Here is a 24,858-nt window from a genome sequence, read left to right on the forward strand (position 1 = left end):
GTAAATCGTGGATAAAACTTTACCTGTTGATTTTATGAGACGTTATTACGTTCTTCCTTTCGGGGAAGGTAAATTTTACGTTACGGAAAAAACTCCGTTTCACGTTATAGAGGATTTAAGGTTTACTTTCGGAACAGTAGAGACTGTTCTTATTGATGAAGAGGCTTTTAATGAAAAACTGGAAGATTACATCTCTTCTCTTGAGAGTAGGCTTGAAGAAGAGGAAACTTTTGGCGGAGCGGTGTTTGAAGACCTTCTTGCCGGTTCCGATGCTCCAGTCATTCAGCTTCTCAACACGATTTTTCTTAAAGCTATAAGAGTGAGAGCAAGTGACATACACTTTGAACCTTACGAAAGAGAGGTTGTTGTTAAATACCGTCTTGACGGAGTTCTCCACGAGGTTATGAGAATTCCTCTTTCAAGTTATTCCAAAGTTGTCTCCCGTGTTAAAGTAATTTCCCGTTTGAATGTTGCTGAAAAGAGACTGCCGCAGGACGGAAGGATAAAAGTAAAAATAGGAAAGAAACAGATAGATATGAGGGTTTCAACGCTTCCCACAATATTTGGCGAGAGAGTTGTTATAAGACTTCTTGATCGTTCTCATAAACTGCTTACGTTAAAAGAACTTGGTTTTTCGGACAGGGATTATGCCGTTTTTGAGGAAGTAATTACAAAACCTCACGGTCTTATCCTTGTTACAGGGCCCACCGGTTCTGGTAAAACCACAACGCTTTACGCTGCAATCCAGAGAATATGGACACCGGAGAAAAATATTCTGACGATAGAGGATCCGGTTGAATATCAGATAGAAGGGATAAATCAGGTTCAGGTTAATCCTAAAATAGGTTTGACTTTTGCTACCGGTCTAAGGAGCATACTGAGGCAGGATCCTGACGTGATAATGATAGGTGAGATAAGAGACCTCGAAACTGCGGAAATAGCTGTCAGAGCCTCAATGACCGGACATCTTGTCTTTTCCACTCTCCACACAAACGATGCTCCTTCTTCTATTGCCCGTCTGACTGATATGGGAGTTGAGCCTTTTCTAGTTGCATCTTCTCTTGAGTGTGTGCTTGCCCAGAGACTTGTAAGGAGAGTGTGTTCCTATTGCGCTTTTGAATATCAACCGACAGATGAAGAGATGGAAACTATACGTGCAGTTTTAGGAAATGTTAAAGTTGCAAAACTGAAAAAGGGAAAAGGTTGTGATAAATGTCTTGGAACAGGTTACAGCGGCAGGATTGCTATATATCAGGTGATGCGTATGGATGAAGAGATGAGAGCACTTGTTTCAAAAACTTCAGATACGGAAAAGATAAGAGAAATTGCAAGAAGCAAAGGTATGAGAACGCTCCTTGAAGACGGACTGGAAAAGGTAGTATACGGAGTAACAACTGTTGAAGAGGTTTTACAGGTGGCAAGGGATTAGCTATGGCTGTTTTTGAGTATAGAGCTTACGATTTAAGCGGAAAAGAAGTAAAGGGAAAAGAAGAGGCTCTTTCTGAAGGGCACTTAAGACAGGTTTTGGAAGAAAGAGGTCTAATTCCTTTTGAGATTGCACCTGTAAGTAAAGCTAAAAATAGGCGTTTTTTTCTCTCTTCATCTAAAAAAATTTCCGATTTGGAAGTTGCACTTCTTCTTTATGAGATGGGCATTCTCTTTGATAGAGGTATTCACATAACCGATATTTTTGAAATTTTAGCCGATCAGTTTAAAGGTACGGAGCTTGAAGAGACGTTTCTTTTAGCCCGTTCAAAAGTAGCAGAAGGACAGCCTGTTGGTGAAGCTATGAGGGAAACAAATGTTTTCCCGGATTTTGTTGTTGAGATGGTTCTGGCTGGAGAGGAATCGGGTGCCCTCAGCAAAATTTTTATTTCTGCTTCAAAGTTTCTTGAGAGGGAAGCCGATTTTAAAGAGAAGATAAAAGGAGCATTAACCTATCCAGCGATTGTTATAGTTATCGGTTTTATTGCCATGATTATTGTTATGAAAGTTGCAGTGCCGAGAATTATCAAAATTTATGCTCAATTTAATGAGGATGTTCCATTTGCGACAAGGATCATAATGAGCTTTTCATCTATTCTTTCAGTTTTATTAAAACTTTTGATTCCCACGGCTGTTCTGGCAGTTGTTTTTCGAGATAAAATTTTTACCAGAGAGAGAATGGATAGTTTTAAGCTTAAAATACCTTTTTTTAGAGATATTCATCTTTCGTCTATTTACAGCTCCTGGGCAGGAACTCTATCTATTCTTCTTTCGGGAGGATTGCCCCTTGACAAAGCGGTAACAGTTGCCAATAAGACAATAGCCAATTCTATTGTTGCGGAAAAGTTTAAAAATCTCTCCGTCTGGATAAGAGAAGGAAAAAAAATGTCGGAATTTTTGAGGAAAAACAAGATGCTTCCTGATGCTGCCGTTCGGCTTATCATTATAGGTGAAGAGACCGGAGAGCTTGAAGAGATGCTTTCACTTGTAAGTTCTATATACAGAAAGGAAACGGAAAAGCTGATAAACAGGTTTATGACTATCCTTGAACCTGCAACACTCCTTGTTCTTGCAGTTTTTGTTGCGTTTTTCGTATTTGCCACAATCCTGCCTATATTTAATCTATCGGTAAGGTAGTTATAGAAATTATTAAATTGCCGTTGACATGAAGGGGCAAAAAGTTTATATTTCCTTCTACATGGTTGCCGAGGTAGCTCAGTCGGTAGAGCAGAGGACTGAAAATCCTCGTGTCGGCGGTTCGATTCCGCCCCTCGGCACCATTTTTATTTTCCCCCATAAAAATACAATAAAAGTTTAATCTTATATCTTTGTCCGCCTGCCCGGGTGGCGGAATAGGCAGACGCACGGGACTTAAAATCCCGGGGCCGCAAGGCCGTGCGGGTTCGATTCCCGCCCCGGGCACCACGAAATCCGATATTTTGCTTGAATTAAATGTGGATTATCTGTTTTTCGTCCGGAAAATGTTTTTTTACTTTTGAATAGCCGCCGCCTGTTATGTGGATAAGTATTTTTTCCTCTTCTTTTATATCTCCGTTTTTTATTGCTTTAAGGACGCTTGCGAGAGTTACGCCACAGGAGTAATCTATTTCCTCTTCTATGAATTCTTCAAAAACTTTTTTTGCAGATACAAGTTCTTCATTTGTTATGCCGTAAATCTTTCCATTACTTTCATCTATTAGTTTTGACAAAAGTGGGATATTTGTTTTTGCATTACTTAGAACCTTTGCAAGAATTTTTTCTGCCAGTTCCGGTTCAGGTATTTTTTCTCCTTTAACAGCGGCAAGAACAGGTGCGTAAGGGAGATTCTGTGATAGGAATAACCGTGGCAGTTCCTTTCCGGTGGCTTTTGAGGTTTCGTATATACTCATAGGTCCTACACCGCCAGATACCGCCTGAAAATAGATGTCAAATGGGGGAAGTCTTCTGAACAATCTGCAAAGGCCTTTTATTCTCCACTTATTTGAGAGTCCCCCTTCATGTTCATATTTTTCAGGGTTTTTAGCGACGAGTTCTTTCGAGAAGTCAATAGCGTCGTTATATTCGCCTTTAATTGCGTAGATCGTTACCGTTTTTGATGGCGGTGCAGGAATTTTCAGGCCTTCAAGAGCATATTCAGGAAGGACAATCGTAAGAGGCCTTTTAAGGACAGAAGCTTTGTAAAAGAAAGCCCTTGCCACGTTGCCGGCTGATACGACGACAAGCTCTTTTTTCTTTCTGAAATAGAGAGTTAGTCCTGTTATGTAATCTTTAAAGGAGCCTGTAGGACATCTGGCTCCAAATTTTTCGAAAAAACCGGACAGGAGAATTTTTATCCTTTTTCTTCCGAAAAAGTCTTCTATAAATCGTGAATTTTCAATAAGTGAAGACATCAGAATTCGTTGGACGGTCATCTATCCTCCAGATTAACAGGAAAGGTCCGTGCATATATCTTCTATTTTTTCTATAAGAGCCGGGCAAAGAGAAGTTTCTCTTACCTTGCAGCCACCGCACAGCTCTTTGTATTTACAGGAAACACATTCTTTAAAGTAATTCCTATCGGCATATATTTTCGCGCCTTCGCTTTCAAATATCTTGCTTAGTTTTGTTTTTTGAAGATTTCCTATCGGTTTTTGAATTAGAGGACATGGGAATACCGAGCCGTCACTTGTTACATAGATAAAATCTTTAACGGCTCTGCAGCCGGGAAATACTTTGTAGTAGTAAGGTGGAACAAAAGAGCCTTTCTCTTCCATTCTTTTAAGAACTGCCCAGTAATGGGGAATTGTTGTTGTGCAAAGGGCAATATCTTTGTATTTACATTGAAGTTCGTATATGGTTTTCATAGATTCGGCAATTTCTTCAAGGCTCATTTCGGAGTGGGGAAGTTCGACTTCGCCTCTTCCAAGTTCAACGTAGTGGAATATGATGAGGATTTCAGCCCCAAGTTGATGACTTAGTTCTGTCACAAAAGGGAGGTCTTTGTAGTTGTATTTTGACATGCATGTTGTTATTCTAAGTGGTATGCCGTATTTTTTTACGAGTTCAGCACCTTTTACTGCAAGGTCAAAATTTCCTTTTCCTCTCAGGAAGTCGTGGTTTTCCCTATTCCCGTCTATGGCTATGATTATGTCATCAACTCCATAATCTTTGAACTTTTTTACAAGTTCATCGGTTAAATATGTTCCGTTCGTTGGTAGAGATACGTAAAATCCGAGTTTTTTAGCGTGTTCAAAGATTTCCCAGAATTCCGGATGAAGGGTCGCTTCGCCGCCTGTTATCGTTACTTTTTTCCCGTCGGCAAATAAGCCGTATTTTTCAAGGTCTAAATCCTTATACTGGTCAAGGATGTCCTTCCAGAAGGAGGCGGAAAGGACGTGTTTGTCAACGTTTGTAATGTAATGACAGTATTTACATTTGAGATTACAAGCCCTTGTTATTGATAGTTTCAAATCGTACATATAATCACTTCTCCTCTATGTTTTTCAGAGGGCACATTATATCTTCGCCGAGGAAACTTCCTGTTTTTGCGTAGCCTCTTGCTCTACATCCGCCGCATTCCTGCTTATACTCGCAATCTCTGCATATTCCACCAAGTTCAGGTTCGTAACCATACTCTTTTTTGAACGCTTCTTTCAGTTCTTCAAGCTTAACAGGGTTTTTAATTTCGTCAAATCCATATACGTCAGGATTGAATCCTCTTGCCAGTTTAATTGCTTTGAAGTCAGGCGTATCTATGGCTATTTTGCTTAGTTTTTTCTCTCTTATGTTTCCTACTTTCATTGGAACGTAAGCACAGGGCCATACGTCACCGTTTGGAAGGATATGGAATCTTGTAATTCCAGCCGGGCATCCTATAGGTTTTACTCTCGGGAATACATTTATTTTACCCTCTTTATACTCTTCGGTCATTTTATCTTTAAGCCATGTTGTATAGCATGGAGCACAGATTGGTTTTAGCCATACATTGGAAGTTTTCTGTCTTTCGTAGATGTATTCAAATACTTCCCTTGCCTCTTCCGGTGTTAAATCGGGTAGATTTTTACCTCTTCCCGTTGTGATCAAAAATACGAAGTATATTCTGTACGTGCCTAATTCTTCTGCAAGGTCTATTATTGCTGGAATTTCGTCCTTGTTAAGTTTTGAGACGGTTGTATGGAATTGAAATCTCAGTCCCATCTTCTTGGCAAGTTTGAGATTATGATAGACTGTTTCAAAACAGCCTTTAAGTCCTCTTATTTCGTCGTGTTTTTCACCAACACCGTCGATGGAAACACCAACACGCCACATACCAGCATCGAGGAGTTTTTTAATGTTTTCTTTGTTTAGAAGCGTTCCGTTTGTTGCCATAACAAGCTGCATTCTTGTGTTTTCAAAAGCAAACTTTATGATGTCGTAAATATCTTCTCTAAGTAAAGGTTCACCGCCGGTTATCGCGAATTTAACAGGACCAAAGTGTTCCCAGATATCCATGATTAGGGATTTTGCTTCTTCAGTTGTAAGTTCGTCAGCCCATTTTCTTCCATGTCCTGATTCTATGGAGCAGTGTTTGCACTCAAGGTTACATTCATTTGTGCATGCCCATACGAATTCTCCCGGCAGGTATGAGAAACATCCCAATCCTACTGTATCATTGTCAAAGATATACTCAAGGTTTATAGCCATTGAATCCTCCCATTAAAAGTCTTCTTACAAAGTATATCAAAAGTTTGGGGAAAAATTGGAAATTTAAGATATGGTGAAAAGCTCCGGGAAGGCTCCCGGAGCAGGAAGGTTATTTTTTACAGTGTGCTATTGCCATAAATTCTTCAACTTTTCCTTTGTCTTTTGTTGCCATGCTGACAAGAATGAAAACGATGAGAGCTACGGGAATGCTGTAAAGGGCAGGATTAACCAATACCGGAAGTCCCAGGAGTGTTTTTAGTTTGAAAAATCTTGCAAATGTAAAGAGAAGGGAAACTGCAAGGCCTACCCACATACCTGCAATAATTCCCTGTCTTGTTAGTTTTTTCCACCATACTGTAAGAACAAGAGCAGGTGCAAATGTACTTGCTGCAATTCCAAAGCTCATTCCAACTAACATTCCAACGTTCTGGTTTTTAAGCCATATTGCAAGGAGTAGTGATATGGCGGATAAAACGAAAACAGCCTTTTTGGCAAAGGATACTCTTTCCTCATCAGTGCTGTCAGGACGAAGGATGGAGGCGTAAAGGTCGTGAGCAATGCTTGTTGTTGCAGTAATAAGAAGACCGGTACAGGTACTGAGCATCGCTGCTAAAGCACCAGCGGCTATAAGTCCTAAGAACAACTCTCCTCCTAATTTTTGCCCCAGCATTGGAACAGCCATGTTTGTTGCTATTCCTTTTTTTCCGGTTGCGACAAGGGTTACAAGGTCTGGATATAGGATGTACATGATTGCAAGTCCTACAAAAAGAACGGCAGTGTAAAAGATGGCAAGTCCCCATATCGTAAATTCGATGCTTCGTTGGGCAGCTTTTGCACTTTTAACGGTGTAGAATCTTATGAGGATGTGGGGAAGTCCCAGAACGCCGAAGAAGAGCCCTAAAATCAGGCTTAAATGGTTCCAGAAGTCTCTAAGTCCAACGCCAGGTGTTAATCCTGAAGGGGCACCTGCAAGGGCTGCTCTTACCGTTTTAATTGCTTCGTGAGCAGAACCTGCGTTTTTCACCAGGTCAGGAGCCTGCTTTGCGGCAACAACAGGGGGAACTATTTCTTTAGCAGCTTTGATTATTCCAAAAGGATTGCCCTTAAAAAACATAACAGATGCTGCAATGAGAAGAAGAAGCATCGCGCCGAGCAGGACGATACCTTGAATTGCCTGGTTAAAGGTTGTTCCTTTCATTCCTCCTAAAACGACAAGCACGGTTATTAAGACTCCAGAAACAATAACGGTGGTATGATATTGCCATCCTAAAAGTAGTTTGAACAGATGTCCAGCGCCGACTATTTGAGGAACAAGGTAGAGGGCTGACAGAACGAGTGTGATTATCATGGAGATTGTTCTGATATTTTTGTCCTGTCCGAAACGAGTTCCTATGACATCTGCAACGGTAAATTTCCCTGCATTTTTAAGAGGTCCTGCGACTAAAAAGAGAACTGCCATCCATGTTGCAAAAAAGCCGAGAGCAAGCCACCATCCGTCTATGCCCATTATCGCAATGGCACCTGCGACTCCCAGAAAGCTTGCTGCACTGCAGTAGTCTCCAAACATTGCCATTCCGTTGATTTTCCATGGAATTTCTCCACCTGCTACGAAAAATGAACTGGATGTCCTTGTGTGCTTTCGGAAATAGAAGCTTACGTATATGGAGACAAGAACGCTTATGGCAACTATTATAAATGCTATAGGATATGTCATTGTGTCTTACCTCCGATCTGTTTGTTTATGTAAATTCGGGTTAATATGATTCCGGAAATTACAAGAAATATGCCTGACCATATTCCGAATGGAAGCCCTACGATTTCAAGAGCAGCGATGTTTTTAAACGGTTTTGAAGTTATGATTGCTGCGAAAAAGTAGATGACGCACAGTATAAAGAATAGTGTTCCCATTGATTTAAAGTTTTCTCTGACAAGTGCAGGATCGTATTTGCAGGGGATTTCTTCTTTTTTCTCTCCCTTTTCCAGACTTTTTGCCAGAGAGATGATGTCTTCAATGTTCATCCATCCTTTCCGGACAATCAGGACAGGTCTTTCAGAGTTTTCGACGACCGATTGAGCTATGCTTCCAAGGTATAGTTTTTCTACTCCTTTAATGCCGGAATCTCCTAAAATTATGAGATCGGCGTCTTCTTCGTTGGCTGTTTCTATGATGTTACCGGCGATAGCTCCTGTTTTTTTTACTGTTTTTACTTTTACTCCGTGTTTTTTTGCATAGGTTTCAGCAACTGTTAGAGGATCATCTGTTACAAAGTGATCAGGTGGTGCTTCGAGCATTTTTTCTGCTGGTAGAAGAGGAAGAGCTTCTTCTACGTTGATAACGGTTAGTGGGACTTTGTGTTCCCGTGCAATTTCCACCGCTTTTTTAAATGCACCGAAAGAAGCGGAGAAATTGTCCACGGCTACAAGGAGTTTTCGGAACCCCATCTGTCACCTCCAGAGATGTAAAAAAAATGTTAAAGCTATGTAAAAATTATGTAAAATTTCCATAATAAATGCAAGATGTCTTATATCTATTTTTAGTTATATTTTTATCTATAGGAGATTCCTTCGTGTATAATCGGCCGTGAAATTCCTATAATGGAGAAATTGATGAAACGGGTACTCATCTTTCAAACCGCTTTTATAGGAGACCTTGTTCTGGTTTCTTCTCTCATTAAGTCGGTTGCGAAGACTTATGGTGATTCAAAAGTTTTTCTGGTTTGTAAGAGGGGATACGAATCGATATATGAGGGATTTAAGTATTTGGAAGGTGTTATTCCTTATGATAAGAAAGGTATCAGGAAATTTGCCTCCAGACTGAAAAGTATGAATTTCGATGCGGTTTTTTCACCTCACCGTTCTCACAGAACTTCAACGCTTCTTTTTTTAAGCAGGATACCTCAAAGGGTTGGTTTTAGTAATGCCGGTTTTTCTTTTCTTTACACTAAACGAGTTACTTACAGACAGGGTATTCATGAGGTGGAGAGAAATTCGGAGCTTTTGACTGCTGTTAATCCCGGTGCTGAAATAGATATTCAACCTGAACTTTTTGTTTCAGACGAAGAGAAAAATCATATAAGGGAGAAATTTTCTCTTAATTTTCCTTTTGCCGTTATAGCTCCTGGTTCTGTCTGGCCCACGAAAAGATGGCTTCCGGAATATTTTGCTTCTGTCGGCAGATACTTGATGGAAGAGAAAGGGCTTGTGCCTGTTATTGTGGGAAGTATAGCAGATGTTCCTGTAGCCGAGGAGGTTTTTAACAGGATTCCTTTTGCCGTTAACACCGCCGGTAAGACAAGTTTAAGAGAATTTATGGCGCTTATTGCCGAAAGTAATGTAGTTATTACTAACGATTCGTCTCCGACCCACTTTGCCTCTGCTTTTAGAAAACCTGTTATCACAATATTTGGACCTACGGTAATAGATTTTGGATTCTATCCTCTTGGAGAGAATGCAAGAGTCGCAGAAATTTCTCTTCCGTGTCGGCCGTGCGGTATTCACGGTGGGAAAAGATGTCCCAAAAAACACTTTAGGTGTATGAGGGAGCTTACTCCGGATAAAGTTTATCCTCTGATAAATGATGTCCTAAAAAATGTGGAAATTTGAAAAAAATCGAGATTGGCAGTTGACACCCTAAAAAATCATCCTATATTTCTTTATCGTCAATTCGGGCGGATAGCTCAGCTGGGAGAGCACCAGCCTTACAAGCTGGGGGTCACAGGTTCGATCCCTGTTCCGCCCACCATTTTCTTCCTTAGGGGACGTAGTTCAGCTCTGGTTAGAACGCCGGCCTGTCACGCCGGAGGTCGCGGGTTCGAGTCCCGTCGTCCCCGCCACTCACGGCATTCAAGGTTTATCTTCTGTTTTCCACTTCCTGCAAATACGGCTTTTTCCCTGAATTCCTGCAAAAATTTACAACTCTTCTTGAAGGCAGTTTTCAAGTCGGTTTTCATTAATAGTGTAAGAAGGTATGATGAGAAAGCACATCCTGTTCCTCTAACTTCCTCTTTTTTTCTTATTCTGTGGGAAATTTTAAGGGTTTCTTTTCCGTTTTCTATTAAGATGTCTTCAACTTTGTTGTCTTTTACAATCCCTTTTACTATTATGCTTGCCTGAATTCCATCGATATATTTTTTAAGCTGCTGATATTCCGAATAATTCGGAGTAATTACGGTGGAAGCTTCCAGCAGTGGTTTGATACTACTTATGTTCTCTACAAATGTTTTTCCGGATGTTGGTTTTAAAACGGGATCAAATACGGTTAGAATTTTATTTTCCTTTATAAAATTTGCTATCCAGATGTTAAGCTCTCTGTCGTGATGTGGAAGGCCGATTTTTATTCCTGAGATTTTAAAGTCTTCCTGTATTGCCTTTATCTGATTTTTTATAAGATCGGCCGGTTGAAACAGTATGTCAGTAACACCTGCGGTATTTTGAGCCGTATTGGCGGTTATGACAGCTGTTCCATAAAATCCAGAATATCTGAATATTGATGTATCTCTTAATATGCCAGCTCCCCCGGTTGGGTCAAAGCCGGCAATTGTTAAAAGAGTTTCGGGCTTTTCCATAATTATTTAAATATTTTTTTAAAGGTTTCAAACGCTTCTTTAACTTTTGAGATATCCTGAGCTGAACCTTGTGCCATGTCTGGTCTTCCGCCGCCTTTTCCTTTGAGGATTGGTGCTATTTCTTTCATAATGTTTCCTGCTTTATATTTATCTGTCAGGTCTTTCGTTAGTGCTATTAATAGGCTGTTTTTACCGTCTTTTTGAGAAATCAGCATGACGGCTGAAGTTCCTGCTTTGTTCCTTATTACGTCGGCGATTTCCACAAGTTCTTTACCTGTGTATCCATCTATCCTGGCGGTAATGACTTTTATTCCGTTTATCGTTGGTGCAGTTGATACTATGTCATCTATTCCAGAAGTGGCAAGTTTTTTTCTAAGCCTTTCTATCTCTTTTTCTTTCTCTTTAAGTTCTTCTTTAAGCTTTTCTACTCTTTTAGGTATTTCTCCTTCTTTTGATTGGAGACTGGTTTTCAACGTGTTTATGATATTTCTCTCTTTCCTCTCTTTTTCCCAGGCTTTAAAGCCAGTAACTGCTTCTATCCTTCTTGTTCCTGATGATACAGAAGATTCTGACAATGTTATGAACATGCCTATGTCACCACTCCTTTCAACGTGTGTTCCGCCGCAAAGTTCAACGCTGACGTCTCCTACGCTAACTACTCTTACAACATCGCCATACTTTTCTCCGAAAAGAGCTATGGCTCCTGTTTCGATGGCTTTGTCGTAAGGCATTTCTTCAACCACAACGGGAAGGTTGTCTATAATCCATTTAAATATGAGTTTTTCTATCTCCTTAAGTTCCTCTTCTTTGACGGAATCAAAATGGGTGAAGTCAAATCTTAGTCTGTCCGGAAGGACGAGAGAACCAGCCTGTTTTACGTGGTTTCCTAAAACTTCTCTCAACGCTTTATGTAAAAGGTGAGTTGCTGTGTGAGCTCGTTTTATGGCTTCTCTTCTTTCTTTGTTAACAGAAGCTTTAACAATGTCACCGGTTTTAATCGTGCCTTTTAGCACTTTTACTTTATGTCCTATGAGATTTTCAGTTATGTTCTGGGTGTCTGTAACTTCACATTTGCAGTTTGTGTTTTCTATAATTCCTGTATCTCCAACCTGCCCGCCTTTCTCAGGATAGAAAGGGGTTTCTGCCAGGAAGATGATTCCTTCTTCACTTTCTTTGAGTTCGTTAGTTAAGTTTTCACCTTTTAAGATGCCAGTTACTTTTGTGGTAGTTTCAAGTATTTCATATCCTTTAAATATTGAAGGGTTATTTTCTGAAAGCTCTGCTAATTCTGGTGAGATTACCCTTTGAATGCCGCCTTTCCATGCTTTTCTTGCTCTTTCTTTCTGTTTTTTTAGCAGTTTTTCAAAGCCTTCAGTATCGGCTTTCAATCTTTCGTCGTTTGCCACTTCAAGAATCAGGTCAAGAGGAAATCCGAAAGTGTCATACAGGCGGAAAATCTCTTCTCCTGGTATGGTTGTTTTCTCCTCCTTCTTTATCTTATCGACAACTTCCTGAAGAAGTTCAAGTCCTTTTTCAAGTGTTCTGGAGAAGCGCTCTTCTTCTTTTCTTATGACCTGTTTTATGAACTTTTTGTTCTCCGTGATTTCAGGGTAAACATCTCCCATTATGTCTATAACGACATCAACGCCGTCGGATAAGAACGAACGATGTATGCCGAGAAGCCTTCCGTGTCTTGAAGCTCTTCTTATTATTCTCCTTAAAACGTAACCTCTACCTTCATTTGAGGGTAGACAGCCGTCGGCTATGAGAAATGTCATGGCTCTTAAATGGTCTGCAATGACTCTCATTGATACGTTGTTCTTTTCGTTTTTTCCATAAGGAATCCCTGCTGTTTCGGAAGCCCATTTTACTATCGGGAATAGAAGATCTGTTTCGTAGTTTGAGGGAACGTTTTGTAGTACTGATGCGATTCTTTCAAGTCCCATTCCGGTATCTATTGAAGGTTTGGAAAGAGGGGTGAGATTTCCTTCTTCATCTCTTTCATACTGCATGAAAACAAGATTCCATATTTCCAGGAATCTATCGCAGTCACACTTTCCTATACCGCAGTTTTCTCCGCACGCAAATTCTTTTCCTCTGTCAAAGTAAATTTCACTGCACGGACCGCAGGGACCTGTGTCCCCCATTGCCCAGAAATTGTCTTTTTCACCGAGACGGTAGATTTTATGTTCAGGAATTCCTATTACTTTATTCCAGATTTTAAAGGCTTCGTCATCTTTTTCATAGACAGAAACGTAAAGTCTTTCTTCAGGAAGCCTGAATACCTTTGTTACGAGTTCCCATGCAAATTCTATCGCTTCTTTTTTGAAGTAATCACCGAAAGAAAAGTTTCCCAGCATTTCAAAAAAAGTGTGGTGTCTTCCTGTCCTTCCAACATTTTCAAGGTCGTTGTGTTTTCCGCCAGCTCTCATACACTTTTGACAGGAAGTAGCTCTTTTGAATGGTGGTTTTTCTTTTCCAAGGAAATAATCTTTAAACTGAACCATTCCTGCGTTTGTAAAAAGAAGTGTTGGATCGTTTGCCGGGATTAGTGGTGAACTTTTAACGCGTGTATGTCCTTTACTTTCAAAGTATGATAGAAAGGCTTCTCTTATTTCTTTACCGGTCATGTTTTCCTCTCTTTATGCGTGGTTATGCAGGTAAAAATTGGGCTATATTTTACCAGAGATTAGGTTGTGAATTTCCGTGAATGAAAAGCCCCTCTGTTGTAGAAATCTGATTACTTTGTCTTTCTGAAGTTTCAGGTTTTTCCCGAACCGTTTTTCCAGCGTTTTTTTAATGAAAGAGTAGTCAAATTCGATTTCCATAATGATTCTGTCCGCAACTTCTTCCGATATACCTTTCTGGCGCATGTAGAATCGGATTTTTCTCCTTCCCCATCCTTTTTCCATTTTTGCGACAGCGTAGTTAAATCCAGTTCTATAGTCAGAAAGATAGCCGTTTTCTTTTAAGTATTTAATTACTTTTTCACAGTCAATTTCGGGGAAGCGACGGTTTAGTTTAAATACGAGTTCCTTTTCTGTGTAATCTTTCCGGCTCAACAGCCGGAGAGAGTAGGTAAGTGCTTCTTTAAATTTTGAGTTCACCTGAGGTAATTCCTTCCATTCTTAGTTTAAGGTCATCCGCTCGTGTTGCATATTTAAGAGCGTCTTCTTTTGTTATAAGTCCGTTTTTCCACAGCTGATAAAGTGATTGGTCAAATGTTTGTGAACCATATGTTTCTCTTCCTTTTTCGATAAAGTTAGGAATCTCTTCTGTCAGTTCCGGATTCAGGATTCTCTCTTTTATAGCTTCTGTTGTTATCATGACTTCAACTGCCGGAACTCTTCCTTTTCCGTCGGCTTTCGGTAGGAGTCTCTGGGAAATAGTAGCTTTTAATACGGAAGCGAGCTGGTATCTAATTGCCTGTTGGTGGTATGGAGGGAAGAAAGAGACTATACGATAGATGGTTTCCTTGGCATCGAGAGTGTGGAGTGTTGAAAATACGAGGTGTCCCGTTTCAGCAGCATCAAGTGCAGTTCTCACAGTTTCAGGGTCTCTCATTTCACCAACCAGGATTACGTCAGGGTCTTCACGAAGGGCGGCTTTCAATGCGGAGAAGAAATCTTCTGCATCAACGCCGACTTCTCTCTGATAAAAGATAGATTTTATATCTCTGTGAAGGTATTCTATAGGGTCTTCAATTGTTATTACCACTCTTGAATCTTTGTGGTTTAATTCGTTAAGCATTGCTGCCAGAGTGGTTGATTTACCTGAACCTGTTGTTCCTGTAACCAGAACAAGGCCTCTGTGTTCAAGGGCAATCTTTTTAATAATTTCAGGAAGGTTTAGCTCTTCTATTGTCGGAATTTTTGTAGGAATTGTTCTCATAACTATGGCAAACGTATTTCTCTGTTTGAAAATGTTAACCCTGAACCTTCCGACGCCGGGAATGCTGTAAGAAGTATCGTAGTTTTTTAGTATAGGTATCTCTTTTTTCTTCTCTATCGGTAGGATTGTTTTTACAAATTCAAATATTTCTACACCGGTTAATTCGGGAAAGTTTGTTTTTACAAGTCTTCCCTGAATACGAAATATGGGTGCCATTTTCATTCTTAAGTGGATATCAGATGCGCCCAGGGCGAGAGCTTTCTCTAATATCTCATTCAGAGTTGCCATAAAGTTTCTCCTTTATTTTGGTTTCTATCTCTTCTGCCACTTCAGGATGTTCTTTAAGGTATTTTCTTGCGTTTTCCTTGCCCTGACCTAGTCTTGTGTTACCGTAGGAATACCAGGAGCCGCTCTTTTTAACGATTCCCAGTTTCTCTCCAAGATTTATGAGTTCTGCCCATCTTGATATGCCTTCTCCATAATAGATATCAACGAAAGCCTCCCTGAAGGGAGGAGCTAATTTATTCTTAACTATTTTCACCCTTGCAGAGTGCCCAAGTCTTTCGTCATTTTTTCCTTTTATAGCTCCTGCGTTTCTTACTTCTATTCTTAGAGAAGAGTAGAATTTCAGAGCCCTTCCGCCGGTGGTAGTTTCGTTTGGTCCGTAACCCATTCCTCCGATTTTTTCCCTTACCTGGTTAATAAAAATCAAAGCCGCGTTGCTTTTATTTGTTGCGGCGGTTAATTTTCTGAGAGCCTGGCTCATTAGTCTTGCCTGTAATCCTACGTGGGAATCTCCCATATCTCCTTTTAGTTCGGCTTCGGGAACAAGTGCAGCAACAGAATCAATAACAATCACATCAACGGCGCCACTTCTCACCAGAGTTTCTGCTATTTCAAGTGCCTGTTCTCCACTATCAGGTTGGGAAATTAAAAGTTCATCAAGGTTTATTCCCAGCTTTTTAGCATAAAGAGGATCAAGGGCATGCTCGGCATCAATGAATGCCGCTATCCCTCCCTGTTTTTGGGCGTTTGCTATTACGTGCAGTGCCAAAGTTGTTTTACCGGAAGATTCCGGTCCGTAAATTTCTGTAATTCTTCCTCTTGGGACACCGCCTATACCGGTTGCGTAGTCTATGCTTAAAGAGCCGGTGCTTATAGAGGGTATCTTTTCATTGGGTTTTTCACCCAAAAACATTACGGCACCTTCCCCATAGTCCTTCTTTATCTGTTTAAGAGCCTCTTTTAAAACTTTTGCTTTAGCGTCTTCCATAATTTAAACCTCTGAAATTTTGTAATTGATGGTGAATTTCCACGTTGCATAATATTATAACTTAAATTTTGAACAGTTTTTTATATTCCCTTAAGAAGCCTTGCTGCCATGATGGTTGGGAGGTTTGCTTCTATTATCGCTTTTGCTGCTTCTTTCACGTTATATTCAATTCTCTTTAATATGAGTGTGTTACCTTCAAAAATAATATATGAGGCGAGGGGAAGTCCATTTCTTGGTTGTCCGACACTTCCGGGGTTTACTAGATGTTTTCTTGAATCTATTGTATAAGTTGGGGTTTTTATGACTTCCGCTCCGATTGTTGAAAGACGATATCCTATTGGAATATGAGTATGTCCGAAAAAGCAGATATGAGCTCTAGATTTTAAGAGGACTTTTTCTGCGTCCTCTCTGGTTAGAATGTATTTCATGCTTCCAGGCGATAAAGGATTATCGTGAACAAGGGTTATATCGGCCAAAGAATTTATTACGCTTTTGCTTGCAAAATATTCAATGTATTTTTCTTTTATAACTATTTTTGTCCATTCCAGACATTCGTTTACATATCTGTTTTCCACAGATGCAAGGCCAAGGAGCATCAATTCGTGATTGCCCAATATGTAGTTTGATACATTTTCGGTTACCCATTGGCAGCATTCGTTGGGAAAAGCACCGTAATTAATTGTGTCACCCAGACACCAGACTTCCTCAATTCCTTCAGAATCCATATCTTTGGCTATGGACTCAAGAGCATGTAAATTTGCGTGTATGTCGGATATAATTCCTATCTTCATCATGGTTTACATTTTATTACTTATGGTGGGTTTGGGGAAGGTGTTTTAATTTGCTAAATGTTAGAATTTTTAAATAGAAATGTAAAGTAAACTTTAATAAGAGGTTGTTATGAGAGAGGATTTTGGAAATGTAAAGTCTCTTGGAAAGAAGACAGGTTACGTGTTTGAATATAAACCGGAGGTTCTGGAGAAATTTCCAAACAAATTTCCGCAAAATATCTATTGGGTTTCTTTTAACTGTCCTGAGTTTACAACTCTGTGTCCCATTACGGGTCAGCCCGATTTTGCCACTATATACATTCAGTATATACCGGATAAATGGTTGGTAGAGAGTAAGTCTTTAAAACTCTATCTTTTCTCTTACAGAAACGCTAGAGATTTTCACGAAGATACTGTAAATAGAATAGCGGAAGATTTGTTTAATTTGCTGGAACCTTATTATATAGAGGTTTACGGTGAATTTAATCCTCGAGGAGGTATTTCCATAGATCCTTTCGTTCAGAAATTTAAAAGGTTGGATTGGGTAAAAGAGTTAGCGAAAGAAAGATTTAAACTTCACAGGATTAATCCTCCGAGGATATTGAGAAATAGGGGGTAATTAATGATATTGATTTTGGGTGGCAGTGGAGCTTATTTTCTTGATAAAGAGCAATTTGGGGAAGTTTTGTGGATAAAGAGGATAGAAACACCTTTCGGCCTTTCCAATCCCATTTATAGGATAAAATCACCTTCGGGAATAGAATTTTTATTTCTTTCTCGTCACGGAGAAAAGGATTATGAACTTACAGCCCCTTTTGTTAATTATCGTGCGAATATATATGCAGCAAAAAAGTGTGGTGTGGAAAGAATAGTTGCATGGACAGGTCCGGGTTCTATTAGAGAAGAGTTTAAGCCGGGTGATTATGTAATTCCAGATGATCTAATAGATTTTACGAAAAAGAGAGATTACACATTTTTTGAAAATAGAGGTCTTGGTTTTGTCAGACAAAATCCAGTTTTTTGTCCGGAAATAAGAGATGCATTGAAAGATGTGCTTTATGAGAAAGGCTTTGCTTTCCATGTAGGTGGAACGTATGTTTGCACTGAAGGTCCTCGCCTTGAAACGCCGGCGGAGATAAGAATGTTTAAAGGTTTCGGTGGGGATCTTGTTGGAATGACTCTTGTTCCGGAAGTATTTCTGGCAAAAGAGTTGGAAATGTGCTATGGCGCTATCTGTTATGTTACCAATTATGCGGAAGGAATAAAGCCTTACGGTTTCAAAGCTGGCGTTCTTTTTGAAGGAATGCTTCCGGAAGAGCAGAAGAAGCTGGTTGATAAGGCAGTTTCCCGTTTTCCTGAAATTATGCTTTCTATTGTTGAAAGATTAACAGAGAAAGAGAGGAGGTGTCCGTGCAAAGATACTATGAAGAGGTATAAACTTAAAGGTGTAATAGGTGATAATTGGGAAACCTGGTTTTGACATATTTTGTTCAAGAGGTTTTGATAGGTATGAAGAGTAATTTTAGAGATTTTCAATATTCTGTACTTGTCAATGCTTCTAAAGAAGGAGATGATTTTACTCCTTTCAGATTGACCGTTTTAAAATATACTATTTTAGTTGCCCTTTTTTCCATTCCTTTTGTTGCTGTTCTTCGCAATCTTTTTCTTGGCCAGGTAGAAATAGCAGTTTTTTCGGCTGTTGCTGAGCTTTTAATATTTGTTGCTTATATATTTTTTAAACTAAGAAATTATGCTTTTGCCAGGGCTTTTGCAATAACAGGTGTTTTTACAATTCTTGTCGGGATTCTGGTTCAGGATGTTCACTACAATTATATGTGGTTTGCCCTTTTCCCTGCCGTTTCTTTTATTCTGTTTCCTTCTTATGTTGTTCTTCGGGCTTCTATAATTTTTGGAATATTAATAGCTTTTATTGAATTAGCGCTTCATAGTTATCCATTCTGGTTGAAATTCTACTATGTTCAAGAGGTTTTGATTTTCTATTGTTTTATGGTTTTAGGAGGCTATCTCTATTCAAAGATTCTGGAAGAGCACGAGCTTGTTTTGCAAAAGCTTGCAACTAAAGATATGTTAACCGGTGCTTATAATAGATGGAAATTTTTAGAGGATTTTGAGAGGGAATTTGAAAGAGCTAGGAGATATAACTATCCTGTTTCTCTTATTATGTTTGATATAGATCACTTTAAAAAGGTGAATGATACTTATGGACACGATGCAGGGGATAGAGTTTTAAAGAAAATAGCAAAGATAGTTAAAGATAATATAAGAAAGGTGGATATGTTTGTTAGATGGGGAGGTGAAGAGTTTATTATTTTTCTCCCGAATACCGATAAAAAAGGTGCTAAGGTTCTGGCAGAGAAGATAAGAAAAAAAATAGAAGACACTGTGTTTGATGAGGTGGGAAAAGTTACTGTTAGTTTCGGTGTGGCAGAACTGGAAAAGAACGATACCATAGATGATCTTTTAAAACGTGTTGATGAGGGTTTATATAGAGCCAAAAGATCGGGAAGGAACAGGGTGGAAGTTGTTTGAATTTTTATTATTTAAACTTGACCAATTGTTTAATCGTATGTTTTTGAATATAATGTTTTTGCTAAAATTTTATTAAAACCAGAATATAAGGAGTAATTTTAACTATGGAAAAGGTGGGAATAAAAAAAATTTGCTGTTTAACAGATTCAAGTGATCTGGAAGGTTTAAGGCAGGCGATTTTTTATTACATCCTAATGGCGGCAATTGTTACCGTTCCTATTTTTGGTGGATTGAGAAATTTTGTTTTTGGTAAATATGTAATAGCAAAAGCTTCCTTAATTTCGGAAATTCTGCTTATTGTTAGTTACTTCTTTTATAAAAAAGGAAAGTGCGGCTATGCCAAATTGATTCTTTTTGCTTCGGTTGGGTTGTTGCTTTTAAGTGTTGTGTATCAAGATATTCCTTTTATGTATATGTGGCTGGCTCTTTTCCCTGCTCTGGCGTTTATTCTTTTTCCTTCTGATACGGCTCTTTTCCTTTCTGTTTTTTTTGGACTTATTGTTTTTATTGTCGACTATTTGGTTCATAGTCGAGGAACGGGAGAACTCTATTTCCTTCAAGAGATGTTGGTATTTTATGTATTTATGGTTGCAGGAGGATTTTTATATGCAAAAGTGATGGAAAGGCAGCAGTTTCTTTTGAAATGGCTGATTTCCAAAGATGAATTGACAGGAGCAGTTTCAAGAGTGAGGTTCCTTGAGAATCTTGAGAAGGAAATTTCACGGGCAAAACGTTACAACATTCCTTTATCTTTTATAATGTTTGACATTGATAATTTCAGGGAAATAAATAAAAGTCTTGGATTTGAAACAGGGAACAGTTTTCTGAAACAGGTTGTGAAAGCTGTTGAAAGAAATATAAGAAGTGCAGATGTAATTGTCAGATGGGGTGATGATGAATTTATTATTTTTGCTCCTCATACTGATATTTATGGAGCGATAAAGCTTGCTGAAAAGTTAAAAGATATTATAGATAAAGTGTTTGCAAAAATCGGTGGTAAAATTACCGTTAGTATGGGAGTTACATCTTTGGAAGAAAATGATAATCCTGATGAAGTGCTTAGGAGGCTGGAAGAGGCTCTTTATCTTGCTAAAAATAGAGGTGGTAATCGTATAGAATCCCTTGAGTAGGAGGATAGATGAAAGGATACATGTTGATAGGTGGGAGAAAGGTTTTCAAAAAAAAAGAGATAGAAATTCTGTTTCCGTATGATAATTCTGTTGTCGGAACGATTCCTGACGGAGATGCTGAAGATGTAAAGCTGGCGGTGGATGTTGCTCTAAAAGGTTTTGAAAAAATGAAAGAACTTTCTGCCTTTGACAGGTACTCTATTCTTTCAAAAGCAGCGAGGATCCTTTCTAATAGAAGTTATGAAATTGCAGAGCTTCTTACGAGAGAAGTAGGTAAAACTATAAGAGAATCAATGGGAGAAGTAGGAAGAGCGGTAAATACACTGACTCTTTCTGCAGAAGAAGCTAAAAGGATTGCTGGAGAAGAAGTAAATTTTGAGGCAGCACCAGGAATAAGAGGGAAGGTCGGGTTTTATAGAAGGGTGCCTCTCGGAGTTATTGGCTGTATTACTCCCTTCAATTTTCCCCTTAATCTTACATGTCATAAAGTAGGTCCTGCACTTGCTGCTGGTAATAGTGTCGTTATAAAACCTTCCGAGAATACTTCTCTTGTTGTTATAAGACTGGCAGAAGTTTTGATAGAAGCAGGTTTCCCGCCGGAAGCGGTTAATGTTGTTACTGGATATGGTGAAAAAGCGGGGGATGCTCTTGTTAGAGACGAGAGAGTAAGGATGATAACCTTTACCGGAAGTGTTGAAACCGGCAAAATAATAATGTCCCGCGGTGGATTAAAAAAGTACGCGATGGAGCTTGGCTCAAATGCAGGTGTGTATATAGATGAGGATCAATCAGAGAAACTTGGATTTATAGCTGAAAAGGTTTGTCGCGGTGGTTTTGCTCTTGCCGGTCAGGTTTGTATATCTGTTCAGAGAGTATTTGTTCATGATTCGCTTTTCGATGACTTTATAGGGAAAGCTGTTGAATTTGTAAAAACGTTGAAGGTTGGTAATCCCCTTGATCAAACTGTTGATATGGGACCTGTTATAGATGTTCAGGCGGCAGATAGGATAATGGAATGGATAAATGAAGCTGTGTCTGCCGGTGCAAAGGTTGTTTGCGGAGCTAAGAGAATATCAGATACAGTAATAGAACCTACTATACTTATTGATATTCCTGAAGATGTCAGGCTTTTTAAGGGAGAAATTTTCGGCCCGGTAATAGCTGTAAATAGAGTAACAAGTGTAGAGGAAGCAGTAGAAAAAATTAACCTTTCAAGATATGGACTTCAGGCAGGGATATTTACAAGTAATTTAAAAGCAGCATTTAAGTTTGCCAAAGAAGTTGAAGCTGGTGGAATAATGATCAATGAAATTCCAACCTTTAGAGTTGATCAGATGCCTTACGGAGGAATGAAAGAGAGCGGCATAGGAAGGGAAGGCCCTTCATATGCTATAGAAGAGATGACAGAAATTAAGACAATCTGTTTTGATCTTTCTTAAAGGGGAAATTACTTCCCCTTTTTCTCTTTTTCCGCACAGAATTTGCATTTGCCAAAGAATGTGTGTTGTGCGTTTTCTATAATATGTCCGGGACCTTCAACAAAATCTCGTGCCATTTGACATATCGGGATGTCTATGTCGAATATCTTTCCGCAGTAGGTGCAGACAAAATGATGATGATATTCTGTTTTGTAATCGTATCTGGACTGTTTGTTGACGACGATCTCGCTTATTTTTCCTTCCTTAACCAGCTCTTTCAGAACCCTATATACAGTGGCGAGGCTTATGGTGCTTAGTTCTTTTCTTGCCCTTTCATAAACCTGCTCAGCTGTTGGATGATCCTTTGAAGTAATTACTGTCCTGTATATAACAACTTTTTGTCTTGTTTGACGTTTACCTTTTTTATCTCTATGGGAAGTTGTCATCTCTATCTCCTGAAAAAAATATGGAATAATACTTATTATTAAGTATAACCTGTTTTCATTTTGTTATCAAACTTTTTAGTGTGATAAAATACTGTCAATGATAATTGTGTCGTGTTGATAAAATTCTGATTTTTTTATAGAATCTCTGTGATAGGTTGCAAAAGTGTATAATAAAACCTAAAGGTTTAGGGGAAAACGGTGGTAAACGAAGCGGCACTTTATATCAAAGAAAGATGCGGCATAGATAAGTTTGATGTTGCAATAGTTTTGGGTTCCGGGGTGGAACTGGGGGAAGTAACCCTGGAGATTCCTTATAAGGACGTTCCTGGTATGCCGCTTCCGGCTGTTCCTGGTCATAAAGGAGTTCTAAAAGTACTGAAAATTGATAGGCTAATGGTAGCTGTTTTTTCGGGGAGATTCCACTACTATGAAGGTAGAAGCAATGAAGAGATACGATTTATTCCCGAGTTATCTTCTCTGATAGGGTGCAAACTTTTTATAGCCACCTGTGCTGTTGGTGCTGTTTCAAGAAGATCAGCTTTTTCACAACTCGTTGTTGTTGAAGATCATATAAATCTTATAGGGAAAAATCCACTTACAGGTTTGGTTAAAACTTACGGAAGCGAAGTTTTTGTCGATATGAAGTCGGTTTATGATAGAAAATTTATAGACACATTTCTTGACTGTTGCTTTGAAAATGATGTTCCTGCTATAAGCGGCGTTCTTGCCGCTGTGCACGGTCCCAATTATGAAAGTTTTGCGGAGATAAAAATGCTTTCCATGCTTGGGGCTGATGTTGTAAGCATGTCTACGGTACCTGAAATTATTGCTGCGAAATTTTATGGAATGAAGGTTGCGGCAGTTGCTGTGGTTGCTAACGATACGATAGATAATAAAACTACTCATGAGGAAGTTCTTAAAAGAGTTGAACTTAAAAATTCAAGTTTAGGCAATGTATTAAAACAGACATTAATGAAATTATACAATTACATATAGATAATTGCCTTGACATTGGAAACAATTTTTTCTAACATACGTTGCAGGATGTTTGTGGTGGGATAGGAGGTTAGAATATTGATAGTGGTGGAAAAAGGGGACAAGCTTCCGAAAGCTTTTTACATAAAAACAATAGAACACAAGGATGGGTGGAGATGAAAAAGGTATTGTTTCTATCAGCCATGGTTCTTTTTGCTGCTTCATGCGGCACGGTTCAAACGAAACCTGCCGTGGAGAAGCCTACCGTGGAAAACAAAACTCAGGAAGTGAAGCCTGAGAAAAAGGTGGAAGCAGAAATTAAACCTAAGGTAACTGTGCCTGAGGAAGAACTTACACTTTCAAAATTCAGGCACAAGGATCACATGGTTATTATCAAAAAGTATGGTTGCCTGCCCTGCCATCATTTTAACGTGGAGATGCACATTCCTGATGTTAAAAGGGCGAAGGTTGTTTCTCAGAAGTTTTTAAAGCCAGGAGTGGCAAGTTGTAAGGCTTGTCATACACAAGGAGTTAAGCAATGAGTAAGGAACAAGAAACTTATAGTGTAGGGGGTCTGGAGTGAGAGCTTTTATAATGTTCTTATTGGGAGTGCTTACCCTCTGTGGAACGGCCCGTGCTAATGTGAACATAGGAGACGACGGATGTCTCTACTGTCACAGGCTTAAAGGGCTGATGGTTGTAGAGGATAACAGCAAAGGCGAAAAGGTAATTAAGGACTGTAGCATCAACGATGCGAAATATCTTCACTCGGTCCACAGGAACATCCACTGTACTGAATGTCACACGAAAGCAACATCTTACCCACACAACAGAGCAGTTGTAAGAGAAGTAAACTGTGCGGCAAAGTGTCACGTGATTGATCCGGCAACAAAAAGGCCGTTTTCCCATGCAGCTGTTTATAAAACATGGGAAGAGAGTGTGCACGGTAAAAATTATAAGAAGGCACCTGATCTTTATCCTAACTGTCAATACTGCCATACAAACAGACTTCTTGTTGACATTAAAAAGTTTGAGACTCTTGAGGGAAGTTTTGATAGGTGTTACCTCTGTCACAACAATAAAGAGTGGTCTGCTGACAGGCTTGCTCACGTTGCAAGCAGAATGGATATTCCCGAAATTAAAAACGGCTATGTTTTCCAGTTTATTAAAACAAGAAGAGATGGATGGCAAATCGTTGAGCTTTGTGCAAGCTGTCATGAAGATAAGAAGAAGATGGAAGAAGCTATAAAAATTGAAGGTATTCATAACAAGTATTTAAAACAAAGGATACTTGAAGCTGTTGAATCTTACGAAAAAACAATGCACTCAAAGATGTTATACCTTGATAGATCAGATACAAGAGCGGCTGACTGTTTAGACTGTCACACGAATAAAGATGGTAATTTCCACGATATCTTCCATAAAGACGATCCGAGATCTTCTATCAATCCGAGAAACATTGAGCAGACATGTGGTCGTTCAACAGAATGTCACCCGCTTGCTCCTAAGTATCACATGAAAAACTTTGCCGAGACCAAGTGGGTTCACGTTGACCCTGTGCTTGGTGAGGACCTTTCTCAGACGATAGCATGGGGTGTTGAGGAAGGAATGTTCTGGATGGCTGCTTCAGTTATTCTCTTTGCAGCAATAGTTGTTATTCTTGATACCCTCAAATTTGTGAGGAGGAAGTAAT

Annotated in this window: 23 protein-coding genes and 4 tRNA genes; 15 read left to right on the forward strand and 12 right to left on the reverse strand. The window is 39.3% G+C overall.

Annotated elements, in window-relative coordinates; all coding sequences use genetic code 11:
• Positions 1-7 precede the first annotated feature (7 nt).
• From BLW93_RS02850 to BLW93_RS02865, 4 genes are all read left to right on the forward strand, one after another.
• Positions 8-1,429: a GspE/PulE family protein gene (locus BLW93_RS02850; RefSeq protein ID WP_216818653.1), complete on the forward strand. Its 1,422-nt coding sequence runs from the start codon at positions 8-10 to the stop codon at positions 1,427-1,429.
• 2 nt (positions 1,430-1,431) lie between these two features.
• Complete coding sequence (locus tag BLW93_RS02855; RefSeq protein ID WP_076712607.1) at positions 1,432-2,622, forward strand: type II secretion system F family protein; 1,191 nt, start codon at positions 1,432-1,434, stop codon at positions 2,620-2,622.
• A gap of 67 nt (positions 2,623-2,689) precedes the next feature.
• A tRNA-Phe gene (locus BLW93_RS02860) sits at positions 2,690-2,765 on the forward strand.
• 58 nt (positions 2,766-2,823) lie between these two features.
• A tRNA-Leu gene (locus BLW93_RS02865) sits at positions 2,824-2,910 on the forward strand.
• Between the two features lie 23 nt (positions 2,911-2,933).
• On the opposite strand, the gene BLW93_RS02870 is transcribed toward BLW93_RS02865, so the two are convergent.
• From BLW93_RS02870 to BLW93_RS02890, 5 genes are all read right to left on the reverse strand, one after another.
• Positions 2,934-3,896: a pyridoxal-phosphate dependent enzyme gene (locus tag BLW93_RS02870; protein WP_078058094.1), complete on the reverse strand. Its 963-nt coding sequence runs from the start codon at positions 3,894-3,896 to the stop codon at positions 2,934-2,936.
• A gap of 12 nt (positions 3,897-3,908) precedes the next feature.
• Positions 3,909-4,943, reverse strand: a complete 1,035-nt coding sequence (locus BLW93_RS02875; RefSeq protein ID WP_076712609.1) for a radical SAM/SPASM domain-containing protein — start codon at positions 4,941-4,943, stop codon at positions 3,909-3,911.
• 4 nt (positions 4,944-4,947) lie between these two features.
• Positions 4,948-6,147, reverse strand: coding sequence for a radical SAM protein (locus BLW93_RS02880; protein WP_076712610.1), 1,200 nt, complete (start codon positions 6,145-6,147; stop codon positions 4,948-4,950).
• Between the two features lie 109 nt (positions 6,148-6,256).
• The gene (locus BLW93_RS02885; RefSeq protein WP_076712611.1) at positions 6,257-7,861 is read right to left on the reverse strand and encodes a sodium/solute symporter; all 1,605 of its coding nucleotides are present in this window, start codon (positions 7,859-7,861) and stop codon (positions 6,257-6,259) included.
• Positions 7,858-8,589, reverse strand: a complete 732-nt coding sequence (locus BLW93_RS02890; RefSeq protein ID WP_076712612.1) for a universal stress protein — start codon at positions 8,587-8,589, stop codon at positions 7,858-7,860. Before BLW93_RS02890 ends, BLW93_RS02885 begins: the two co-directional genes overlap by 4 nt.
• A gap of 165 nt (positions 8,590-8,754) precedes the next feature.
• Here BLW93_RS02890 and BLW93_RS02895 point away from each other — a divergent pair, with 165 nt between their 5' ends.
• From BLW93_RS02895 to BLW93_RS02905, 3 genes are all read left to right on the forward strand, one after another.
• Positions 8,755-9,750, forward strand: a complete 996-nt coding sequence (locus tag BLW93_RS02895; protein WP_076712613.1) for a glycosyltransferase family 9 protein — start codon at positions 8,755-8,757, stop codon at positions 9,748-9,750.
• A gap of 63 nt (positions 9,751-9,813) precedes the next feature.
• Positions 9,814-9,889: transfer RNA gene (locus BLW93_RS02900), tRNA-Val, on the forward strand.
• A 12-nt stretch (positions 9,890-9,901) separates the two neighbouring features.
• Positions 9,902-9,980: transfer RNA gene (locus BLW93_RS02905), tRNA-Asp, on the forward strand.
• On the opposite strand, the gene thiD is transcribed toward BLW93_RS02905, so the two are convergent.
• The 6 genes from thiD to BLW93_RS02935 form a co-directional block, all read right to left on the reverse strand.
• Positions 9,939-10,712: a bifunctional hydroxymethylpyrimidine kinase/phosphomethylpyrimidine kinase gene (gene thiD / locus BLW93_RS09040; RefSeq protein WP_078058099.1), complete on the reverse strand. Its 774-nt coding sequence runs from the start codon at positions 10,710-10,712 to the stop codon at positions 9,939-9,941. The genes BLW93_RS02905 and thiD overlap by 42 nt on opposite strands.
• A 2-nt stretch (positions 10,713-10,714) precedes the next feature.
• Positions 10,715-13,342, reverse strand: a complete 2,628-nt coding sequence (gene alaS, locus BLW93_RS02915) for an alanine--tRNA ligase (protein ID WP_076712614.1) — start codon at positions 13,340-13,342, stop codon at positions 10,715-10,717.
• A 42-nt stretch (positions 13,343-13,384) separates the two neighbouring features.
• Entirely contained in the window at positions 13,385-13,819 is a 435-nt protein-coding gene (locus tag BLW93_RS02920; RefSeq protein WP_076712615.1) for a regulatory protein RecX, read from the reverse strand.
• Positions 13,803-14,891 carry a type IV pilus twitching motility protein PilT gene (locus BLW93_RS02925; protein ID WP_076712616.1) on the reverse strand — a complete coding sequence of 363 codons (1,089 nt, stop codon included), beginning with the start codon at positions 14,889-14,891 and terminating at the stop codon, positions 13,803-13,805. The genes BLW93_RS02920 and BLW93_RS02925 overlap by 17 nt, the downstream gene beginning before the upstream one ends.
• On the reverse strand, positions 14,875-15,876 hold the full coding sequence (recA, locus tag BLW93_RS02930) for a recombinase RecA (protein ID WP_076712617.1): 1,002 nt from the start codon (positions 15,874-15,876) through the stop codon (positions 14,875-14,877). Before recA ends, BLW93_RS02925 begins: the two co-directional genes overlap by 17 nt.
• A gap of 80 nt (positions 15,877-15,956) precedes the next feature.
• Positions 15,957-16,670 carry a metallophosphoesterase family protein gene (locus tag BLW93_RS02935; RefSeq protein WP_245791983.1) on the reverse strand — a complete coding sequence of 238 codons (714 nt, stop codon included), beginning with the start codon at positions 16,668-16,670 and terminating at the stop codon, positions 15,957-15,959.
• 106 nt (positions 16,671-16,776) lie between these two features.
• Between BLW93_RS02935 and queF the strand changes: the two genes are divergently transcribed.
• The 5 genes from queF (at position 16,777) to BLW93_RS02960 (ending at position 21,765) form a co-directional block, all read left to right on the forward strand.
• Entirely contained in the window at positions 16,777-17,265 is a 489-nt protein-coding gene (gene queF / locus BLW93_RS02940) for a preQ(1) synthase (RefSeq protein ID WP_076712618.1), read from the forward strand.
• Positions 17,266-17,268: 3 nt separating this feature from the next.
• Positions 17,269-18,126, forward strand: coding sequence for an MTAP family purine nucleoside phosphorylase (locus BLW93_RS02945; RefSeq protein WP_076712619.1), 858 nt, complete (start codon positions 17,269-17,271; stop codon positions 18,124-18,126).
• A 29-nt stretch (positions 18,127-18,155) separates the two neighbouring features.
• Positions 18,156-19,196 (forward strand): GGDEF domain-containing protein, encoded by a 1,041-nt coding sequence (locus BLW93_RS02950; RefSeq protein ID WP_144443990.1) that lies wholly within the window; start codon positions 18,156-18,158, stop codon positions 19,194-19,196.
• 104 nt (positions 19,197-19,300) lie between these two features.
• Positions 19,301-20,326, forward strand: coding sequence for a GGDEF domain-containing protein (locus BLW93_RS02955; protein ID WP_076712621.1), 1,026 nt, complete (start codon positions 19,301-19,303; stop codon positions 20,324-20,326).
• Between the two features lie 8 nt (positions 20,327-20,334).
• On the forward strand, positions 20,335-21,765 hold the full coding sequence (locus BLW93_RS02960) for an aldehyde dehydrogenase family protein (protein ID WP_076712622.1): 1,431 nt from the start codon (positions 20,335-20,337) through the stop codon (positions 21,763-21,765).
• Between the two features lie 8 nt (positions 21,766-21,773).
• Here the strand turns inward: BLW93_RS02960 and BLW93_RS02965 are convergent, their stop codons facing one another.
• Complete coding sequence (locus BLW93_RS02965) at positions 21,774-22,190, reverse strand: Fur family transcriptional regulator (protein WP_076712623.1); 417 nt, start codon at positions 22,188-22,190, stop codon at positions 21,774-21,776.
• A gap of 198 nt (positions 22,191-22,388) precedes the next feature.
• Between BLW93_RS02965 and BLW93_RS02970 the strand changes: the two genes are divergently transcribed.
• The 3 genes from BLW93_RS02970 to BLW93_RS02980 all read left to right on the forward strand — a co-directional run bounded on the left by BLW93_RS02970 (position 22,389) and on the right by BLW93_RS02980 (position 24,857).
• Positions 22,389-23,186, forward strand: coding sequence for a purine-nucleoside phosphorylase (locus tag BLW93_RS02970; RefSeq protein WP_076712624.1), 798 nt, complete (start codon positions 22,389-22,391; stop codon positions 23,184-23,186).
• A 155-nt stretch (positions 23,187-23,341) separates the two neighbouring features.
• Positions 23,342-23,707 carry a hypothetical protein gene (locus BLW93_RS02975; RefSeq protein ID WP_076712625.1) on the forward strand — a complete coding sequence of 122 codons (366 nt, stop codon included), beginning with the start codon at positions 23,342-23,344 and terminating at the stop codon, positions 23,705-23,707.
• 37 nt (positions 23,708-23,744) lie between these two features.
• On the forward strand, positions 23,745-24,857 hold the full coding sequence (locus tag BLW93_RS02980) for a hypothetical protein (RefSeq protein WP_076712626.1): 1,113 nt from the start codon (positions 23,745-23,747) through the stop codon (positions 24,855-24,857).
• Position 24,858: the final 1 nt, after the last annotated feature.

The organism is Desulfurobacterium indicum (genome assembly GCF_001968985.1).
Lineage (GTDB): Bacteria > Aquificota > Aquificia > Desulfurobacteriales > Desulfurobacteriaceae > Desulfurobacterium_A > Desulfurobacterium_A indicum.

Coding starts and splice junctions, on each gene's coding strand:
- BLW93_RS02945 (WP_076712619.1), top strand. CDS start 17,269: ATGATATTGATTTTGGGTGGCAGTGGAGCTTATTTTCTTGATAAAGAG.
- BLW93_RS02960 (WP_076712622.1), top strand. CDS start 20,335: ATGAAAGGATACATGTTGATAGGTGGGAGAAAGGTTTTCAAAAAAAAA.
- BLW93_RS02880 (WP_076712610.1), bottom strand. CDS start 6,147: ATGGCTATAAACCTTGAGTATATCTTTGACAATGATACAGTAGGATTG.
- recA (WP_076712617.1), bottom strand. CDS start 15,876: ATGGAAGACGCTAAAGCAAAAGTTTTAAAAGAGGCTCTTAAACAGATA.
- BLW93_RS02885 (WP_076712611.1), bottom strand. CDS start 7,861: ATGACATATCCTATAGCATTTATAATAGTTGCCATAAGCGTTCTTGTC.
- BLW93_RS02890 (WP_076712612.1), bottom strand. CDS start 8,589: ATGGGGTTCCGAAAACTCCTTGTAGCCGTGGACAATTTCTCCGCTTCT.
- BLW93_RS02875 (WP_076712609.1), bottom strand. CDS start 4,943: ATGTACGATTTGAAACTATCAATAACAAGGGCTTGTAATCTCAAATGT.
- BLW93_RS02870 (WP_078058094.1), bottom strand. CDS start 3,896: ATGACCGTCCAACGAATTCTGATGTCTTCACTTATTGAAAATTCACGA.
- BLW93_RS02955 (WP_076712621.1), top strand. CDS start 19,301: ATGGAAAAGGTGGGAATAAAAAAAATTTGCTGTTTAACAGATTCAAGT.
- BLW93_RS02855 (WP_076712607.1), top strand. CDS start 1,432: ATGGCTGTTTTTGAGTATAGAGCTTACGATTTAAGCGGAAAAGAAGTA.
- BLW93_RS02925 (WP_076712616.1), bottom strand. CDS start 14,891: ATGGCAACTCTGAATGAGATATTAGAGAAAGCTCTCGCCCTGGGCGCA.
- thiD (WP_078058099.1), bottom strand. CDS start 10,712: ATGGAAAAGCCCGAAACTCTTTTAACAATTGCCGGCTTTGACCCAACC.
- BLW93_RS02895 (WP_076712613.1), top strand. CDS start 8,755: ATGAAACGGGTACTCATCTTTCAAACCGCTTTTATAGGAGACCTTGTT.
- queF (WP_076712618.1), top strand. CDS start 16,777: ATGAGAGAGGATTTTGGAAATGTAAAGTCTCTTGGAAAGAAGACAGGT.
- BLW93_RS02950 (WP_144443990.1), top strand. CDS start 18,156: ATGAAGAGTAATTTTAGAGATTTTCAATATTCTGTACTTGTCAATGCT.
- BLW93_RS02965 (WP_076712623.1), bottom strand. CDS start 22,190: ATGACAACTTCCCATAGAGATAAAAAAGGTAAACGTCAAACAAGACAA.
- BLW93_RS02975 (WP_076712625.1), top strand. CDS start 23,342: ATGAAAAAGGTATTGTTTCTATCAGCCATGGTTCTTTTTGCTGCTTCA.
- alaS (WP_076712614.1), bottom strand. CDS start 13,342: ATGACCGGTAAAGAAATAAGAGAAGCCTTTCTATCATACTTTGAAAGT.
- BLW93_RS02935 (WP_245791983.1), bottom strand. CDS start 16,670: ATGATGAAGATAGGAATTATATCCGACATACACGCAAATTTACATGCT.